This is a genomic window from Pengzhenrongella phosphoraccumulans (assembly GCF_045689905.1).
In the GTDB taxonomy this organism is placed as follows: Bacteria; Actinomycetota; Actinomycetes; order Actinomycetales; family Cellulomonadaceae; genus Pengzhenrongella; species Pengzhenrongella phosphoraccumulans.
The window spans coordinates 2442653-2459172 of the sequence record NZ_CP144210.1 but is presented as its reverse complement, the minus strand read 5'-3'; the positions used below and the strand labels follow the sequence as shown (position 1 = coordinate 2459172).

Annotated in this window: 19 protein-coding genes and 1 tRNA gene; 10 read left to right on the top strand and 10 right to left on the bottom strand. The window is 71.6% G+C overall.

Annotation, left to right across the window (positions count from 1 at the left end; translation table 11 throughout):
• Positions 1–9 precede the first annotated feature (9 nt).
• The 4 genes from VTA80_RS11355 to VTA80_RS11340 form a co-directional block, all read right to left on the bottom strand.
• Complete coding sequence (locus VTA80_RS11355; RefSeq protein ID WP_407345615.1) at positions 10–258, bottom strand: type II toxin-antitoxin system Phd/YefM family antitoxin; 249 nt, start codon at positions 256–258, stop codon at positions 10–12.
• Positions 259–319: 61 nt separating this feature from the next.
• Positions 320–1435, bottom strand: a complete 1116-nt coding sequence (locus tag VTA80_RS11350; RefSeq protein WP_407345614.1) for an FUSC family protein — start codon at positions 1433–1435, stop codon at positions 320–322.
• Positions 1435–2565: a YgfZ/GcvT domain-containing protein gene (locus tag VTA80_RS11345; RefSeq protein ID WP_407345613.1), complete on the bottom strand. Its 1131-nt coding sequence runs from the start codon at positions 2563–2565 to the stop codon at positions 1435–1437. The genes VTA80_RS11350 and VTA80_RS11345 overlap by 1 nt, the downstream gene beginning before the upstream one ends.
• 1 nt (position 2566) lies before the next feature.
• Positions 2567–3178 (bottom strand): FABP family protein, encoded by a 612-nt coding sequence (locus VTA80_RS11340; RefSeq protein WP_407345612.1) that lies wholly within the window; start codon positions 3176–3178, stop codon positions 2567–2569.
• A 213-nt stretch (positions 3179–3391) separates the two neighbouring features.
• On the opposite strand from VTA80_RS11340, the gene VTA80_RS11335 reads away from it, so the two are divergent.
• The gene (locus VTA80_RS11335; protein ID WP_407345611.1) at positions 3392–3763 is read left to right on the top strand and encodes a DsrE family protein; all 372 of its coding nucleotides are present in this window, start codon (positions 3392–3394) and stop codon (positions 3761–3763) included.
• Positions 3764–3839: 76 nt separating this feature from the next.
• On the opposite strand, the gene VTA80_RS11330 is transcribed toward VTA80_RS11335, so the two are convergent.
• Positions 3840–4574 carry a hypothetical protein gene (locus VTA80_RS11330; RefSeq protein ID WP_407345610.1) on the bottom strand — a complete coding sequence of 245 codons (735 nt, stop codon included), beginning with the start codon at positions 4572–4574 and terminating at the stop codon, positions 3840–3842.
• 159 nt (positions 4575–4733) lie between these two features.
• On the opposite strand from VTA80_RS11330, the gene VTA80_RS11325 reads away from it, so the two are divergent.
• Both VTA80_RS11325 and VTA80_RS11320 read left to right on the top strand, forming a co-directional pair.
• Positions 4734–5468 carry a winged helix-turn-helix domain-containing protein gene (locus VTA80_RS11325; protein ID WP_407345609.1) on the top strand — a complete coding sequence of 245 codons (735 nt, stop codon included), beginning with the start codon at positions 4734–4736 and terminating at the stop codon, positions 5466–5468.
• A gap of 40 nt (positions 5469–5508) precedes the next feature.
• Positions 5509–6447 carry an alpha/beta fold hydrolase gene (locus VTA80_RS11320; RefSeq protein ID WP_407345608.1) on the top strand — a complete coding sequence of 313 codons (939 nt, stop codon included), beginning with the start codon at positions 5509–5511 and terminating at the stop codon, positions 6445–6447.
• A 12-nt stretch (positions 6448–6459) separates the two neighbouring features.
• On the opposite strand, the gene nth is transcribed toward VTA80_RS11320, so the two are convergent.
• The gene (nth, locus tag VTA80_RS11315) at positions 6460–7176 is read right to left on the bottom strand and encodes an endonuclease III (RefSeq protein WP_407345752.1); all 717 of its coding nucleotides are present in this window, start codon (positions 7174–7176) and stop codon (positions 6460–6462) included.
• A 251-nt stretch (positions 7177–7427) separates the two neighbouring features.
• On the opposite strand from nth, the gene VTA80_RS11310 reads away from it, so the two are divergent.
• The 3 genes from VTA80_RS11310 to VTA80_RS11300 all read left to right on the top strand — a co-directional run bounded on the left by VTA80_RS11310 (position 7428) and on the right by VTA80_RS11300 (position 9695).
• Positions 7428–7739, top strand: coding sequence for a hypothetical protein (locus tag VTA80_RS11310; RefSeq protein WP_407345606.1), 312 nt, complete (start codon positions 7428–7430; stop codon positions 7737–7739).
• A 59-nt stretch (positions 7740–7798) separates the two neighbouring features.
• Complete coding sequence (locus VTA80_RS11305; protein ID WP_407345605.1) at positions 7799–8476, top strand: Crp/Fnr family transcriptional regulator; 678 nt, start codon at positions 7799–7801, stop codon at positions 8474–8476.
• A 265-nt stretch (positions 8477–8741) separates the two neighbouring features.
• Complete coding sequence (locus tag VTA80_RS11300; protein WP_407345604.1) at positions 8742–9695, top strand: hypothetical protein; 954 nt, start codon at positions 8742–8744, stop codon at positions 9693–9695.
• Positions 9696–9763: 68 nt separating this feature from the next.
• Here the strand turns inward: VTA80_RS11300 and VTA80_RS11295 are convergent, their stop codons facing one another.
• Genes VTA80_RS11295 through VTA80_RS11285 form a run of 3 tightly spaced genes read right to left on the bottom strand, consistent with a single transcriptional unit; the run spans position 9764 to position 10721 of the window.
• Complete coding sequence (locus VTA80_RS11295; RefSeq protein WP_407345602.1) at positions 9764–10234, bottom strand: RidA family protein; 471 nt, start codon at positions 10232–10234, stop codon at positions 9764–9766.
• Positions 10234–10392: a hypothetical protein gene (locus VTA80_RS11290; RefSeq protein WP_407345601.1), complete on the bottom strand. Its 159-nt coding sequence runs from the start codon at positions 10390–10392 to the stop codon at positions 10234–10236. The genes VTA80_RS11295 and VTA80_RS11290 overlap by 1 nt, the downstream gene beginning before the upstream one ends.
• 44 nt (positions 10393–10436) lie before the next feature.
• Positions 10437–10721, bottom strand: coding sequence for a WhiB family transcriptional regulator (locus tag VTA80_RS11285; RefSeq protein WP_407345600.1), 285 nt, complete (start codon positions 10719–10721; stop codon positions 10437–10439).
• A gap of 180 nt (positions 10722–10901) precedes the next feature.
• On the opposite strand from VTA80_RS11285, the gene VTA80_RS11280 reads away from it, so the two are divergent.
• The 3 genes from VTA80_RS11280 (at position 10902) to VTA80_RS11270 (ending at position 14446) form a co-directional block, all read left to right on the top strand.
• The gene (locus tag VTA80_RS11280) at positions 10902–13364 is read left to right on the top strand and encodes a penicillin-binding protein (RefSeq protein WP_407345598.1); all 2463 of its coding nucleotides are present in this window, start codon (positions 10902–10904) and stop codon (positions 13362–13364) included.
• Between the two features lie 8 nt (positions 13365–13372).
• On the top strand, positions 13373–14311 hold the full coding sequence (locus VTA80_RS11275) for a metallophosphoesterase (protein WP_407345597.1): 939 nt from the start codon (positions 13373–13375) through the stop codon (positions 14309–14311).
• Between the two features lie 61 nt (positions 14312–14372).
• Positions 14373–14446 (top strand) — tRNA-Pro (locus VTA80_RS11270).
• Between the two features lie 95 nt (positions 14447–14541).
• Here the strand turns inward: VTA80_RS11270 and gdhA are convergent.
• Positions 14542–15879: an NADP-specific glutamate dehydrogenase gene (gdhA, locus tag VTA80_RS11265; RefSeq protein ID WP_407345595.1), complete on the bottom strand. Its 1338-nt coding sequence runs from the start codon at positions 15877–15879 to the stop codon at positions 14542–14544.
• A gap of 143 nt (positions 15880–16022) precedes the next feature.
• On the opposite strand from gdhA, the gene VTA80_RS11260 reads away from it, so the two are divergent.
• The gene (locus VTA80_RS11260) at positions 16023–16511 is read left to right on the top strand and encodes an NUDIX hydrolase (RefSeq protein ID WP_407345593.1); all 489 of its coding nucleotides are present in this window, start codon (positions 16023–16025) and stop codon (positions 16509–16511) included.
• Positions 16512–16520 lie beyond the last annotated feature (9 nt).

Below are 16520 nucleotides of genomic sequence, written 5' to 3'. Positions count from 1 at the left end.
GGTACCCGGTCAGCGGCGCAAACGGCGGGCGAGCCCGGACAGCGCTTGCGCGGGACCGGTCCGGTCGTGCACCTCGGCCGTGGGGCGCGCTGCGACAGGGGCGGCGATGACCCCCTCGCGCTGCAGGCGGGTGAGCAGGTCGGTCGACGCGATCGGCGACAGCCGCGCCACCGGGACCCCGCGATCGGTGATCACGACGTCCTGACCGGACTTGGCGGCGTCGATCCATTGCTTGAGCTCAGCGCGCAGGGCGCTCACGGAGACCTCCATGGCAGATCAACGTACAGGAGCGCCAGAACGCGCTGTACGCACCTGGGCGTCAGAACTCAGGCAGCTGCTCCCGGGCGGTGGCGGGATCGACGCCGGCGACCTCGAGCAGGTCGACCACCAGCGAGCGCAGCAGCAGCACCAGGCTCTGCGCCTGCCAGTCCTCGGGCGCGAGCGCGAACGGATCCGTGCGGGCTGCGAGCGCGAGCAGGTTCGCCCGGACGCGGTCGAGGGGCAGGTCGGTGCCGAACGACACGGCGATCTCGACGGAGGCGTCGGCGAGGTCGTCGACAAGCTCCGCCAGCGGGCCGAGCTCGCGCCCGGTGCCGAGCACCGCGATCGCGCGCCGGGCCAGGACGCGCGCGTTCCGCATCGCGTGGTCGGCCTTGGCCCCCGCCTCCTGGAGCGCCGTGAGCTCGTCGCGGTACCGGATCCAGCCGGGCGAGACCCGCGCGATGTCCCGCGCACTGGCGGCGTTGGTGCGCCAGTCCGCGAACGCGGGCTCGGCCGACCGGCCGCGCACGAGGGAGTCCTCCGCCCCGGCCGGGTCGTCCGACCGCAGCCCGGTCGCGAGGCTGCGCAGCATCGCCGCCATCTCGTGCATCGCGGCGCGCGCCGCCTCGCGCGGTCGACGCCGAGGGTCGGTGGAGCCGAGCGTGGCGACGAGCAGCGCGACCCCGCCGCCGACCAGCGCGTCGGTCCACCGGCCGACCGGCCCGTCGGTCAGCACCGCGGCCGGCAGCCCGACGATGACGATCGCCTGCACGCCGGCCTGCGTGGTCAGCAGGACGCCGCGGTCGATGAACCGACCGACCAGCCCCGCGACCGCGAGCACGACGGCGATCTGCCACCAGCCCGAGCCCATGAGGTGCACGAACAGGTCTCCGGCGGCAACCCCGACGGCCACCCCGATCGCGAGCTCGGCGACCCGCCGGACCTGACGGTCGGCACTGAACCCCAGCGCGACCCAGGCCGAGACGGGCGCGAAGAAGGGGTAGTGGTGACCGAGCGCGTAGCGCGCGACGCCGAACGAGATCCCCGCCGCGACGCTCGCCTGGAGCACCGGCACGAACGACGTGCGCACGCGCGCCCAGCCCTGGCGGGCGCGGGCGTCCAGGACGACCCGGGCCCGGCTCGAGGCCGTCCGCGGGGCGGGGACCTGCGCCATCACAGGCTCGGGTGGTGTCCCAGCCCACGCGCCACGGGCCCGCGGGCCTCCGGCCGGTCCGCCGAGACGCCCTCACCCGCGACGATGACTTCCTGCCCGGCCGCCACCGCGCCGCCCTCGCAGTCGACCTGGAGGTCGATGTCCTCGGGCACGGACCGCTTGAGGACCGCCAGCGCGATCGGTCCGAGCTCGTGGTGCCGGGCGACCGAAGTGACAGTCCCGACCACACGCTCGCCCGCGCGGACGTCGGCGCCGGCGAGCGGCAGCAGGTGTCCCGACCCGTCGAGGTGCAGCATCACCAGGCGGCGCGGCGGCCGACCCATGTTGTGCACGCGCGCGACGGACTCCTGACCCCGGTAGCAGCCCTTGTGCAGGTGCACGGCGGTGCGCAGCCAGTCGAGCTCGTGCGGGATCGAGCGGTGGTCGACCTCGAACGCGAGCCGGGGCCGCCAGGCCTCGACCCGGGCCGCCTCGCTCGCCCACGTCCCGGCCAGCCGCCAGCCGGCCGCCTCCCGCTCCGCCACCGCGGCCTCGAGGCCCGACCGGGGGACGAGGACCAGCCGCCACGGCCGCTCGGCGCCGGGGTGAACGACGTCGTCGGGCCCGTAGCGGGTGCCGCCGGGCAGCGTGCGCGGCCACGGGTCACGCCACGTGACGGGCTCACCCGGACCGCCCTCCGCGTCGACCGGCTCACCGAGCACGGCCCACTCGTCGGTCGCGTCGGTGACCTCGACCCGGAGCATGAACTTCATCGAGGTGAGCCACGCGGCGAGGGTCGGGGCGTGGTCGCCCTCGGTGATCAACCAGGTCGCCTCGCCGTCGTCGACGACGCCGGCCGCGTGCTCGATGTGGCCCTGCGGGCTGAGCACGAGCAGCTCGGTCGACGTGGCCGGCGCGAGCGCGGTGAGGTCCTGCGAGGTGATCGAGTTCAACCAGCTGAGGCGGTCGGGGCCGGCGACGCGAACCACGCCGTAGTGCGACAGGTCGACGACGGCGCCGCCCGCCCGCAGCGCGCGCTGCTCGGCCGTCGGGTCGCCGTAGTGCCACGCCACGCCGGCGTCGGGCCCGGAACCGCGCACCGCGCCGTGACGGGAGAGCAGCGGGCTCGCCATCTCAGGCCTCGGCGCCATCTCAGGCCTCCACGCGGGCGAGCCGGGCGGACGCGTAGGTCTGCAGGGGCTGGCCGAACGCCGCGAGGTCCCACGCCCACATCAGGTCGCCCTGGACCAGGCCGTACAGCCGCGTTCCCGCGGACACGTCGACGGCGGTCGACGTGCTCGCGATGAGGTCGCTCGCGAGCTCGATCCGGCCGCTGCCGACGACGCCGAGGTACAGCGCGAGGTGCCCGGCCGGGTCGGCCAGCAGCAGCTCGACCGGGAACTGGCCCTCACCGAGCTCGTCGGGCCGTTCGGGCGAGATGCGCCAGTACCCCGACTCGGTCGACCACACGGGGCCGGCCTCGATGGCGAGGCGATCCCCGGCGGGCTCGACGGCGGGCTCGTCGGCGGCCTCGCGGACGATCTCGTCGATCAGGGCGGCCGGGTCGTCGGGGACCACGACGAGCCGCATCGTGGAGGTGTACCGCAGGTACGGGCCGCCGTCGTGATCGATGTGGACGTCCTGGACGAACGCCGACTCCTCGATCCCGGGGTAGCCGACGACGCCCTCGCCGCGCCAGTGTCCTACCAGCCACGCGAGCGGGTACACCTCGGGGGCAAGGCCGTCGGGAAGGTCGAACGGCATGGTGAAACCTCTATCTGTCCGAGCTGCTCGCGCTGGTCGCGCGTCGGACGGTCAGGCGGCGGAGGTCAGCGCTGACCCTTGTAGAGCCGGAAGACGACCAGACCGGCGATCCCGCCGATCGAGAGGGTCGCCAGCACGAGTAGTCCGATGAAGAAGAACTCGAGAGCATGCATGACGGTGATCTTACCGAGTGGAAAACTCTACGCTGGCGCAATGAGCACCCCTTTTCGCTCCCTCGTCGTGAAGACCACCTCGGGCGCCGACCGGCCCGAGGCCTGCAACCAGGCGTTCACCGTCGCCGCGACCGCGGTGGCCGCGGGCGCCGAGGTGAGCCTGTGGCTCACGGGCGAGGCCGCCTGGTTCGCGCTGCCGGGGCGTGCCGCCGGGCTCGTGCTCGAGCACGCGGCGCCGCTGGACGAGCTGCTCGACGCGGTGCTGGCCGCCGGCACCGTGACGCTGTGCACCCAGTGCGCCGTCCGGCGAGGCATCACCGCGGACGACGTCGTGCCGGGGGTGCGGATCGCGGGGGCCGCGAGCTTCGTCGAAGAGGTCCTCGCGCCCGGGGTCCAGGCGCTCGTCTACTAGCCGACCGTTGTTCTAGCCGACCGTTGTTCTAGCCGACCGTTGTTCTAGCCGACCGTTGTTCTAGCTGACTCGGGTACTACCCGACGAGGACGCGGCCGACGACGTAGACGAGGATGCCGGTCACAGTCACCGGCAGGATGAGCGCCGCGATCGACGCCCAGCGGCGGCTGAGCGACTCCAGCCCGCTGAAAAGCTCGATCAGGGCGGCGATGAGGATGCCGACGGCGAGACCGATCAGGCCGCCGACCTCGGGGTGGATCCCCGGGACGATCAGACCGATCCCGGCGCCCGCACCCGCGGCGGCCGCGAGCGTTGCCGTCGCACCCACCCAGCCGGCGAGCGGCAGGGCCGCGACGGCCGACCCGATCGCCAGCGCGACGGCGCCGGTCACGACGAGCGGAATGCCACCCGTCGTGCGCCCCGCGGCGACCCAGCCGGCGACGGACGCGGCGACGATCACGCCGGCGACGACGCCGGAGACGGACTCGACGAGCCGCTCGCGCCCGTCGCGCCGGGCCAGCTCGTTGACGAACGCGAGCACGATCGCCAGCGCGATCAGCAGCGGCAGGTCCCGCAGGAACGGCTCACCCAGGGTCAGGGCCACGGCCACGACAGAACCGATCCCGCCGACGCCGATCACGATCGACGGGCCCAGTCGCACGGGCAGGTTCAGCAGGGACGGCCAGCCGACGGAGAACGCCACGATGAGCACCAGGGCGAGCGCGATCAGCGGCAGCTCACCGAGGTAGGCAGTGACCGCCAGGAGGGTGGCGACGGCGGCCGTCGAGACCGCGCGGGTCGAGACGTCCATCAGCAGTCCACCGTCCGGATCCGGATGCGGTGAACCCGGGGCAGGGGAAAGGGGAGGGTGCCGAGCACACCGGAGAGTGTCGCAGATTCCACGGCGCGGCCGTGTCGGGGCGCCGCTCGCGCTAAACTGAGCCGCTTAGCACTCCGAGGGGGACCCCTGGTGGCAGATCTGCTGCTTCTCACGGCCACGGCGGGCGGGTCAGCGCAGGTGCTTCCAGCCCTGGGTCTGCTGTCCCACCGCATCCGCGTACTGCCCATCGAGCCGTCGGCGCTCGTGGACGCACCCGATTCCGACATCGTGCTCCTCGACGCGCGCCGCGACCTCGTCGCCGCGCGCACGACCTGCCGTCTGCTGCGCGCCACGGGCCTGGACGTCCCGCTCGTGCTGGTGCTCACCGAGGGTGGGCTGACGGTCGTCAAGGCTGACTGGGGCGTCGATGATCTCCTGCTCGAGACGGCGTCCCCGGCCGAGGTCGAGGCCCGGTTCCGGCTCGCCATGGAGCGCTCCGCCAGCGCCGGGTTCGAGAGCGGTCCCCAGGAGATCTCCGCCGGCGAGCTCACGATCGACGCGGGCGGCTACAGCGCACGCGTGCGCGGCCGGCCGCTGGACCTGACCTACAAAGAGTTCGAGCTCATCAAGTACCTCGTGCAGCACCCGGGGCGCGTGTTCACGCGCGCCCAGCTGCTGCAGGAGGTCTGGGGCTACGACTACTACGGCGGCACCCGGACCGTCGACGTCCACGTCCGGCGCCTGCGCGCCAAGCTCGGTTCCGAGCACGACCAGCTCATCGGCACCGTGCGCAACGTGGGCTACCGGTTCGACCCGCCGAAAGAGCGCCACGAGCCGACGCTCGAGTCCGTCTCGGGCGGCGCCGGCCTCGGCGCGGTCTCCTGATATTCGGGGGCGGGGCCCTCCACCCGGTAGGTTCGCCCGCGTGAACGTCGACTCGAGCGCCGTGCTGCTGGCTGGGCCCTGGCGTCACCAGTTCGTGCCCGCCAACGCCGCGCGCTTCCATGTGGCGATGGCGGGGCCGGACGACCGCGAGGCCCCGCTGGTCGTGCTGCTGCATGGTTTCCCCCAGTTCTGGTGGGCCTGGCGCCACCAGATCGAGGCCCTGGCCGACGCCGGCTACCGGGTCGCGGCGATGGACATGCGCGGCTCGGGCGCGTCCGACAAGCCTCCGCAGGGTTACGACGTGCCGACCCTGACCCGCGACGTCGCCGGGCTGATCCGGTCCCTCGGGGCCGACCGTGCGATCGTCGTCGGGCACGGGATCGGCGGTGCGGTCGCGTGGTCGATGCCGGCCCTGCAGCCGGGCGTGACCCAGGCGATCGCTGCCCTGTCCATGCCGCACCCGTTGCACGTGCACGCCCGTTTCGGCGGCAGCCTGCGCCCGGCGACCGCGCGCCACCTTGCGTTCTTCCAGCTGCCCTACCTGCCGGAAAGAGCGCTGACGCGGTCCGACCTGGTCGCGCGCGTCCTGCGCGAGTGGGGCGCGCCGGGATGGCTCGATGCCGAGACCCTCGGCACCTACCGCGCCGCGGCCCGCGTCCCGTTCGCGGCGCACAGCGCGATGGAGCAGATGCGGTGGCTCGTGCGTTCGACGCCGCGCCTGGACGGACGCCGGTACCTGGCGGCGATGCGGGCTCCGACGGACATCCCCACCCTGCAGCTGCACGGCGAGGAGGACCGCTGCCTGTCGGCCGGTCGCGTCGCGCTGCGGGCGGGCGAGTCGAACCTCGTCGGTTCCCAGCACCGGTTCCAGCTGGTGGCCGGGGCGGGACACTTCTTGCCCGAGGAGGCCCCGGTGCGGGTGACGGCGATCCTGCGCTCCTGGCTCGCCGAGGTCGCGCCGGTCACCTCGAGCCTGTGACCCCGGGGTCGGTCACGACTCCTTGATCATCGCCGCAGCTCGCACGGGATCACTCTCGCCGATGCCGGCGGACGGGCAGTCCCGGGCGATCGGGCACGCCCCGCACGCCGGGTTGCGCGCGAAGCAGGTGCGCCGGCCGTGGAAGATCAGCCGGTGCGACAGCAGGGTCCACTCCCGGCGCTCGATGAGGTCGGCCAGGTCGCGCTCGACCTTGATCGGGTCGTCGTCGGCCGTGAGCTCGAGCCGGCGCGCGAGGCGACCGACGTGGGTGTCCACGGTGATGCCGGGGATGCCGAACGCGTTGCCGAGGACCACGTTGGCCGTCTTGCGCCCGACCCCCGGAAGAGTCACGAGGTCGGCGAGCCTGCGGGGCACCTCACCGTCGAACCGCTCGGTCAGCGCGCGCCCGATCCCGAGCAGCGACTCGGACTTCGCCCGGAAGAATCCTGTCGAACGGATGAGGTCCTCGAGCTCGGCGCGGTCGGCGCCGGCGTAGCTGATCGCGTCGGGGTAGCGGGCGAAAAGTTCGGGCGTCACGAGGTTGACGCGCTTGTCAGTGCACTGCGCGGACAGCACCGTGGCGACGAGCAGCTCGAGCGGTGAGGTGAAGTCCAGCTCGCAGTGGGCATCGGGATAACGCAGTCCGAGCTCGCGATTGATGCGGCGCGCGCGCCGAACCAGGGCAAGGTGGGATTCGGGGTCTTTGCCGGTTCGTGCCACGCCGGGCAGCCTACGTCCCGCTGCTCCCCTTGGGTGACCATCGGGTGATCGCGCAGGCCATGACTCAAGTCGATGCACGTCAGGACCGAATAACCGGTAGTAGCGACAGCTCGTGCGCTGTCGCCCATCGCGGCATTTCTCTGACGGAGGACCCAGTGCGCCGATTCACCCAGACTGCGGCTTCGGCCCGGTCTGATGTGCGCTCATCTCGCTGGGCTCTCCGCCTCGAGCGGACCCGGATCCAGCACTGGCGACGACTGGTGCGCGCGCGCATCGACCTCGCGGTCGCGTCCGCGGTGCTGCCCGATCCCCTCGGCCAGGACGCCGCCGGGGTGCTGCCGATCGACATCGAACGCGACCTGCCCGACGACGTCGAGCTCGCGAACGCCGTGCTCGATGGCCTCCCCGAGCGCGAGCTGGACCGGCTCGGAGAGCTGCGCGCCCTGGACCGCCGGCTCGCGAGCTACGAGTCGACGGTCAGCGAGGCGCTCGTCGGCGCGACCGCCGAGTACATTCGCCAGCTCGTCGTCGACCCTGCCGCGTGCCTGGAGGGCCACCGCGAAAACTGGTGACGGTCGCGATGGGGCAGACTGTCAGCCGGATGTGACGGCAGGCGACGGTGAGGACAGACGTGGACGACGACATTGTGCTCTCGGCCCCTCTGTTTGCCGACATGGATCGAGACCAGACGCGGGTGCTGCAGGCGTCGTTGACGCCGCTCGACGCCGCCCGCGGCGAGGTCCTCTTCCACGAAGGTGAGCGCGGGGATCGGCTCTATGTGATCGAGCGCGGGAAGATCAAGCTCGGGCGACGATCGAACGACGGACGCGAGAACCTGCTCGCGGTGCTCGGCCCCGGCGAGATGTTCGGCGAGCTCTCGCTGTTCGACCCGGGCCCGCGGACCGCGACCGCCACCGTGGTGGCGGACGCTCGGGTGCAGGAGCTCGGCCACCAGGACCTGGTCGCGTGGCTGCAGACGAACCCCACCGTCGCCAAGCACCTGCTCCAGGCGCTCGCCCGACGGCTCCGACGCACCAACGAGGCGCTGGCCGACCTGGTGTTCTCCGACGTGCCCGGGCGCGTGGCCAAGGCGCTGCTCGACCTGTCGACGCGATTCGGTGAGCCGGTCGACGACGGCCTGCGCGTCGCGCACGACCTGACCCAGGAGGAGCTCGCACAGCTCGTCGGCGCGAGCCGCGAGACGGTCAACAAGGCCCTGGCCGACTTCGCCGCCCGCGGCTGGGTCCGCCGAGAAGGCCGCGCGGTAGTCCTGCTAGACGTAGACCGCCTGGAACGCCGAGCCAGGTAACCCGCCCCCCTCCCCTCCCCTCCCCCACCCCCGAGAACGCCCCGCGAACTCGGAGGTTTGCGCCGAACTCGTACACCCAGGTGTCCTAGTTCGAGGTAAACCTCCGAGTTCGCGGGGCGTTTGTTCGCCCGACCCCAGGGGAGGGATCGGGGGTGGTTGTCCACAGGGGGCTGCGGGCGGTGGGTGGCGGGGCGCCGGCGGGCCAGGGTCGGGAGGCATGGGGACCTCCGCATCGCTTCCTGACCGGTTGTCCGGCGACTCTCCCGTGCCGGAGCCTCCGCCTCCCCTCGCGTCGGCGGGCGACCTCGCGCGGCTGGTGCTCGCCCGGGACGTCGAGCCCGCCGCCCTGCGCGACGACGTCCTGGCCGGCCGGCTCCGGCGCACTCGTCGCGGCGCCTACCACCCGGTCGAGCCGAGCGCGGGGGCGGCGATCGACCGCCAGCGGGAGGCCCGACGGCGGATCGCCGCGCTCGCCGCCCAGCTCACGACGCCGATGTGGTTCAGCCACGAGTCAGCGGCGCTGATCTGGGACCTCGCCGTCGTGCGACTGTCCGGCCGGACCGATCTCACGCAGCTGTACCCGCAGAACGGTCGGACCGACCGCGACGTCCGGCGGCACTGCGCCGCACTGCCGACGGCCGACCGGACCCGACGTGGCGGCCTGCCCGTCACCAGCCTCGAGCGGACGGTGCTCGACTGCGCGATGGCGCTGCCCCTCGATCGCGGGCTCGTGATCGCCGACTCGGCGCTGCACGGCGGGCTCGACCTGGACCGGCTGGTCGACCGGCTCGGGCCGCTCACCGGGCACCGCGGCGTGCGCCGGGCCCGGACCGTCCTCGCGCTCACCGACGCGCGTGCCGAGTCGCCGGGCGAGACTCTCGTGCGCTTCGTCGTCGTGCAGGCGGGACTGCCGCGACCCGAGCTGCAGATCGAGGTCCCGACGGCGACCGGGACGTACCGGATCGACCTCGGCTGGACCGAGCGAAAGCTGGGGATCGAGTTCGACGGCTTCGTGAAGTACTCGAGCCGAGACGGCGGGACGGCCGCCGAGACGGTCTTCGCGGAGAAGCGGCGGCAGGACGCGCTGGAGGAGGCGGGCTGGAAGATCCTGCGGATCACCTGGTCCGACCTGACAGACCCGGAACACCTCACGGCAAGAATCCGCCGCCACCTCACCTCCCGCCACCACACAGCCCGCGAACTCGGAGGTTTCCTCTGAACTAGGACACCCGGGTGTCCTAGTTCGAGGCAAACCTCCGAGTTCGCGGGCCAGGGGTGGGTAAGGGGTCAGTGGAGTTCTACGAGGAGCTCTATCTCTACCGGGGAGTTCAACGGGAGGACGGCCACGCCTACCGCGCTGCGGGCGTGGATGCCGGCGGGGCCGAAGATCTCGCCCAGAAGGTCGCTCGCGCCGTTGACCACCTTGGGCTGGCCGGTGAATGTCGGGTCGCTCGCGACGTAGCCGGTGACCTTGACGATGCGCGAGATCTTGTCGAGATCGCCGATGAGGTCGCCGATGGCGGCCAGCGCGTTCAGCGTCGCGGTCCGGGCGTAGCCGGCAGCGGCTGCGGGCGCAACGAGCCCGTCGCCGTCGCCCACCTTGCCCGCCTCGGCCAGCGCCCCGTCGACGAAGGGCAGCTGGCCCGAGGTGTACACGTACTTCCCCGACTGCACGGCCGGGACGTAGGTCGCCACCGGTGCCGCGACGGCAGGAAGGGTCAGCCCGAGCTCAGCGAGCCGGGCTGCCACCACGCCCATCAGGCGTTCTTCGCGCGCTTGAGGTAGGCGACCAGGCCGGAGTCCGGTCCCTGGATCACCTGGACGAGCTCCCAGCCGTCGGCGCCCCACTGATCGAGGATCGCCTTGGTCGCGTGAATGATGAGCGGAACGGTTGCGTACTCCCATGTGGCTGCCATGGGCAGCAGCCTAAGTCCCGCCGACTGCCTGACGGGAGCTTCGACTACTTCACGGGATCCGCCGGCTCTCCCGCCACGATCAGCAGGTCGTACCACGACTCGATCTCCGGACGACGTCGCAGCAGCGCTCGCCGTTCCCGTTCCGTCATACCGCCCCACACGCCGAACTCGACGCGGTTGTCCAGCGCGTCCGACAGACACTCGAGCCGGACCTTGCACCCCATGCAGACTGCCCGTGCGGAACGCTGCGCAGCCCCCTGCACGAACAACTCGTCTGGCGCGAGATTCAGGCACGCACCGCTAGCTGTCCAATTTTTGTCCTGCAACATTGCACGCACATTGGCCCCCTATGCCCCGTGAACACCTTAGGATGCGCCACGATCGGCCCTGGACGCTAGTCCTACTCATATATTGGTACGCCGATTGGGCGACACGTCCGGTTTGCCCGGGGCGAACGGCGCCATCAACCGCCGGTCGGTGAGCCGAGGTCCTCCCGTACTCTAAGGACCATGGCTTACCCTGCCCGTGCCCGTGGCCGCCAGGTCAATCTGGTCCAAGCGCTCGCTCTCCTCCTCGCCTTCCTCCTCATCGCCGGACTCGGCGGTGTGCTTACGGCCGGCCTGATGATGCCCGCCGTGGCGGGGGCGAGCGTGCTCGCGGAGGCGACCACCAACGTCTTCACCGACCTGCCCACGGAGCTCGCGGAGCAGCCGCTGTCGGAGAAGTCCACGGTGCTGGCCAACGACGGCACCACGGTGCTGGCGACGTTCTACGCCGAGAACCGGATCGTGGTCCCGCTCGACAAGATCGCGCCCATCATGCAGACCGCGGTCATCGCGATCGAGGACAAGCGCTTCTACGAGCACGGCGGCGTCGACCCGACCGGGATCGTGCGCGCCGCGGCCAAGTCCGCGTTCACGAACGCGAACGAGGGCGCGTCCACGCTGACGCAGCAGTACGTGAAGAACGTCCTCATCGAGGCCGCCGCGCGCGAAACCGACCCCGTGGCCAAGGCCGCGGGGATCGCCGCCGCCCGCGTCGCGACGGGCAACGCGGGTCTCAACCGCAAGCTCCGTGAGGCGAAGCTCGCCATCGCGATCGAGACGAAGTACACCAAGGACGAGATCCTCGGCCGCTACCTCAACATCGCGCAGTTCGGTGTCTCGGTGTACGGCGTCGAAGCCGCGGCGCAGTACTACTTCAGCAAGCCCGCCTCGGACCTGAACTACCTCGAGGCTGCCACGCTCGCCGGCGTCACGCAGAGCCCCACCAAGTGGGACCCGGTCCAGAACCCGGCGGACTCCACGACCCGACGCAACACCGTGCTGTACGTCATGAAGCAGCAGAAGAAGATCAGCCAGGCCGAGTACGACGCCGGGATCGCCACCCCGCTCACCAGCGTGGCCGACGGCGGCTATCTCAACGTCCAGGCCACCGGCCGCGGGTGCATGGCGGCCAACCCGATCGCCGGCTCCGGGTACTTCTGCGACTACGTCACCAAGGTGATCCTCCAGAACCCCGCCTTCGGCGACGACGCGACGAAGCGCGAACAGCGGCTCTTGCGCGGTGGCCTGACGATCACCACGACGCTCGACCCGCGCATGCAGCAGATCGCCGACGACCAGGTCAAGGCGGGCATCCCCGTGGACGACCCGTCCGGGGTCGCCTCGGCGATCTCCGTGGTCGAACCGGGCACCGGCAAGATCGTGTCGATGGCCCAGAACCGGACCTACAACCCCACCACGACCGGTGGCCCGCGCGAGACCTCGGTCAACTACAACACCGACAGCGCCTACGGATCCTCGGGCGGTTTCGCGCCCGGCTCGACGTTCAAGCCGTTCACGCTCGTCGAGTGGCTCAAGGAGGGGCACAGCCTCAACGAGGTCATCGACGCGAAGCTGCGCCCGTACAAGTTGACCGAGTTCAACGCCCCGTGCACCAATCTCGGGAACGAGCTCTACAAGTTCGGAAACGCTGAGGGATCTGGCGGCACCATGAGCGTGCTCGACGCGACGAAGAACTCGGTCAACTCCGGGTACATCAAGATGGCCAGCGAGGTGAACCTCTGCTCGGTCTTCGACGGCGCCAAGTCGCTCGGCATCCACATGCCGAACGGCAAGGACTACCCCGTCCGCGCCGCCAACGTCATCGGGAGCGACCCGGTCGCGCCACTCAGCATGGCCGCCGCGTTCGCCGCTTTCGCCGCGAACGGGATGTACTGCGAGCCGATCGCGATCACCAAGGTCGTCGACACGACCGGCGTCGAGATCCCCGTGCCGTCGAGCAACTGCCGCCAGGCGCTCGAGCCTCGGATCGCCGCGGCGATGAACTTCGCCCTGAGCCACGTGTTCGAGGGCACCGGCAAGGACGTGGGCGCGCTCGACCGGCCCGCAGCAGGCAAGACCGGGACGACGTCGCGGAACGAATACACCTGGTTCGTCGGCTACACCCCGCAGCTCGCGACCGCCGTGTGGGTCGGCTACTCCGAGGGGTTCACCCCGGTGCAGTTCACAACGATCAACGGCAAGTACTACAAGTACGTCTACGGCTCCTCTGTCGCCGGCCCGACCTGGAAGCGGTTCATGAATGCGGCGAGCGAGGGCATGCCTATCGTGCCGTTCGGTGCGGCCGGCACGAACGAGATCGACGGTGTCAAGGTCGGCGTGCCGAACGTCGTCGGCAAGTCCGAGGCAGACGCCCGAGCGATCCTGAAGAACGCGGGCTTCAACGTGTCGACCGCGCCGGATCAGGTCCCCTCGACCGCTCCGGCCGGCAGCGTGGCCACGACCTCCCCCGCGTCGGGGGCACGGGTGGCCAAGGGTTCGTTCGTGGCGCTCACGCTCTCGAACGGTCAGCCGCCCGCTCCGGCCGCGCCCGTGGTCGACCCCGCGGCGCCGGGTGGCGGCGGTAACAACAACGGCGGGGGCAACAACGGCGGCGGCAACAACGGCGGCGGCAAGGGCAAGGGCTGACCGCCCCGATGCCGCCCCGTCTCCTGACCGCCGCCGGCACCCTCGCCGCGGCCGGTGCCGCCGCGCTCGCGTGGGCGAGCCTCGTCGAGGTGCGCTGGTACGCCCTGCGGGAGGTCACCGTCCCGGTGCTGCCGCCAGGGCAGGACCCGCTGCGGGTGCTGCACGTGTCCGACCTGCATCTCGTACCGTCCCAGCACCGCAAGATCGACTGGATCCGCGACCTCGCCAGCTGGCGCCCTGACCTCGTCATCGACACCGGCGACAACATGGCCCACCCCGACGCGCTCGGGCCGCTCCTGCACGCCCTGGAGCCCCTCCTGGACACGCCCGGGGCGTTCGTCATGGGCTCGAACGACTACTACGCGCCCTCGGGCAAGAACCCGGCTCGGTATCTCCTGCCCGACGCGCGCAGCGACCGCCTCCCGGCCGGCAAGCTCCCGGCGAGCGAGCTGGCCGTCGAGCTGACCGCCGCCGGCTGGCGGGACCTCGACAACCGCCGCGACACCCTGACCGCGGGCGGACGCCGGCTCGCCCTGGTGGGCGTCGACGACCCGCACCTCGATCGCGACGTCTTCCCTGAGCCCGATGGCGACCTGCCCGACGGCGATTCGCCGTCGGGCATCGATCTGCGCCTGGGCGTGACGCACGCGCCCTACCGGCGCATCCTCGACGAGATGCAGTCCGACGGCGCCGACCTGATCCTCGCCGGGCACACGCACGGCGGACAGCTCGCGGTGCCGTTCTACGGCGCGCTGGTCACGAACTGCGACCTGGACACCGGCCGGGCCAAGGGCCTGCACGGCTGGCCGGGCGCGCGTCCGGACGCTCCCGACGGCGCCCGATCGACCTGGCTGCACGTGTCCGCGGGCCTCGGAACCTCGCCGTACGCACCGGTCCGGTTCGCGTGTCGACCCGAGGCGACGCTCCTCACGCTCGTCGCGCGCTGAGCCAAAACCAGCGCGCGTTTCCTAGCATCCCCTCCAGTCGGCTATCCTTACGGCGCTTCATCGGGGTGTGGCGCAGCTTGGTAGCGCGCCTCGTTCGGGACGAGGAGGTCGTGGGTTCGAATCCCGCCACCCCGACGAGCGGAAAGGCCTCTGGCCAGCGGAAACGCTGAGCCAGAGGCCTTTTCTCATTGTCGGGGCCCGTCACGCGCCCCGTGTTCTGCGCCAGTGGGTTACACGATGCCCTGCGCGAGCATCGTGTCGGCGACCCGCTGGAACCCCGCGATGTTGGCGCCGAGGACGTAATTCGCCGGATCGCCGTACTCGGCGGCCGTGGCCGCGCACCGGTCGTGGATGGACACCATGATCGTGGCCAGCCGCGCCTCGGTGTACTCGAAGGTCCACGAGTCGCGCGAGGCGTTCTGCTGCATCTCCAGGGCCGAGGTCGCCACGCCGCCCGCGTTGGCGGCCTTGCCCGGGGCGAAGAGCACCCCGGACTCCTGCAGGAGCGCGACGGCGTCCGGGGTGGTGGGCATGTTCGCGCCCTCGACGACAGCGACCACCCCGCCGTGCAGGAGGGACTTGGCGTCCTCCTCGGTGAGCTCGTTCTGCGTGGCGCACGGCAGCGCGACGTCGACCGGCACGTCCCAGATGCGGCCGTCCGTGACCAGCTCCGCGCGCGGCCGCCGGTCGACGTAGTCGGCCACCCGGCCCCGCCGGACCTCCTTGATGTCCTTGAGGAGGTCGAGATCCACCCCGTCCTCGTCGACCACGTAGCCGGAGGAGTCCGAGAAGGTCACGACCCGGGCGCCGAGCGCCTGCGCCTTCTCGATCGCGTAGATCGCCACGTTCCCCGCGCCGGACACCGCGACCCGCCGCCCGTCGAGCGACTCGCCCCGGGTCTTGAGCATCTCCTGGGCGAAGAGCACGGCGCCGTAGCCGGTGGCCTCGGTCCGCACCAGCGACCCGCCCCAGGTGAGGCCCTTGCCGGTCAGGACGGCGGACTCGTACCGGTTGGTGATCCGCTTGTACTGGCCGAAGAGGTAGCCGATCTCCCGGCCGCCGACCCCGATGTCGCCGGCGGGGACGTCGGTGTACTCCCCGATGTGGCGGTACAGCTCGGTCATGAACGCCTGGCAGAAGCGCATCACCTCGCCGTCGGAGCGACCGTGCGGGTCGAAGTCGGATCCGCCCTTGCCGCCACCGATCGGCATGCCGGTGAGGGCGTTCTTGAAGACCTGCTCGAAGCCGAGGAACTTGATGATCCCGAGGTTCACCGACGAGTGGAACCGCAGCCCGCCCTTGAACGGTCCAAGCGCGGAGTTGTACTCGACGCGGAAGCCGCGGTTGATCCGGACCTGCCCGGCGTCGTCCACCCAGGGCACCCGGAAGATGATCTGCCGCTCGGGCTCGCAGAGCCGCTCCAGCACGGCGGCGTCCGCATAGCGGGGGTTCTTGCGCAGCACCGGGCCGAGGCTGTCGAACACTTCACGGACCGCCTGGTGAAACTCCACCTCGCCGGGGTTGCGGCGAAGGACCTGCGCGAAGGTCCCTTCCAGCGCGGTGTCCATGGGTGCTCCTTGGTCGCCATTCGGGTCTCCGCCGCGGATCGCGCGGTGCGGTGCCCTGCACGACGGCCGGAGGCGGCCAGTGTGCCACCGGCCGTGCGGGGCCCCTGGCCGTTGCCCGCAGGGGCGCACGTACGCTCGGACGTATGCCGACCCCCGACTTCGTCCTTCAGCTGCGCACCCTCGTCGGCACCGAGCTGCTGTGGATGCCGGGGGTCAGCGCCGTCGTCGTGCACGAGGACGGCCGCCTGCTGCTGGGGCGCCGCTCCGACAACGGGCTGTGGGCCGTGGTCAGCGGGATCCTCGAGCCCGGTGAGCAGCCCGCGCGCGCCGCGGTGCGCGAGGTGCTCGAGGAGACCGGGGTCGTCGCCGTCGTCGAGGGCCTGGCGTCCGTCTCGTCGGACACCGAGACGGTGCTGTACGAGAACGGCGACCGCGCGCAGTACCTCGACCTCACGTTCCTGTGCCGCGCGGTGGGTGGCGACCCGTGGGTGGGCGACGACGAGTCGACCGCCGTCGGCTGGTTCGCTCCCGACGCCCTGCCCGCCCCGCTGGCGCCGTCGTCCCGCACGCGCATCGACCAGGCGCTGGCCTACCGGGAGAACCCCGAGAAGGGCGCCTGGTTCGCTCGCTGAGGGCGGGCG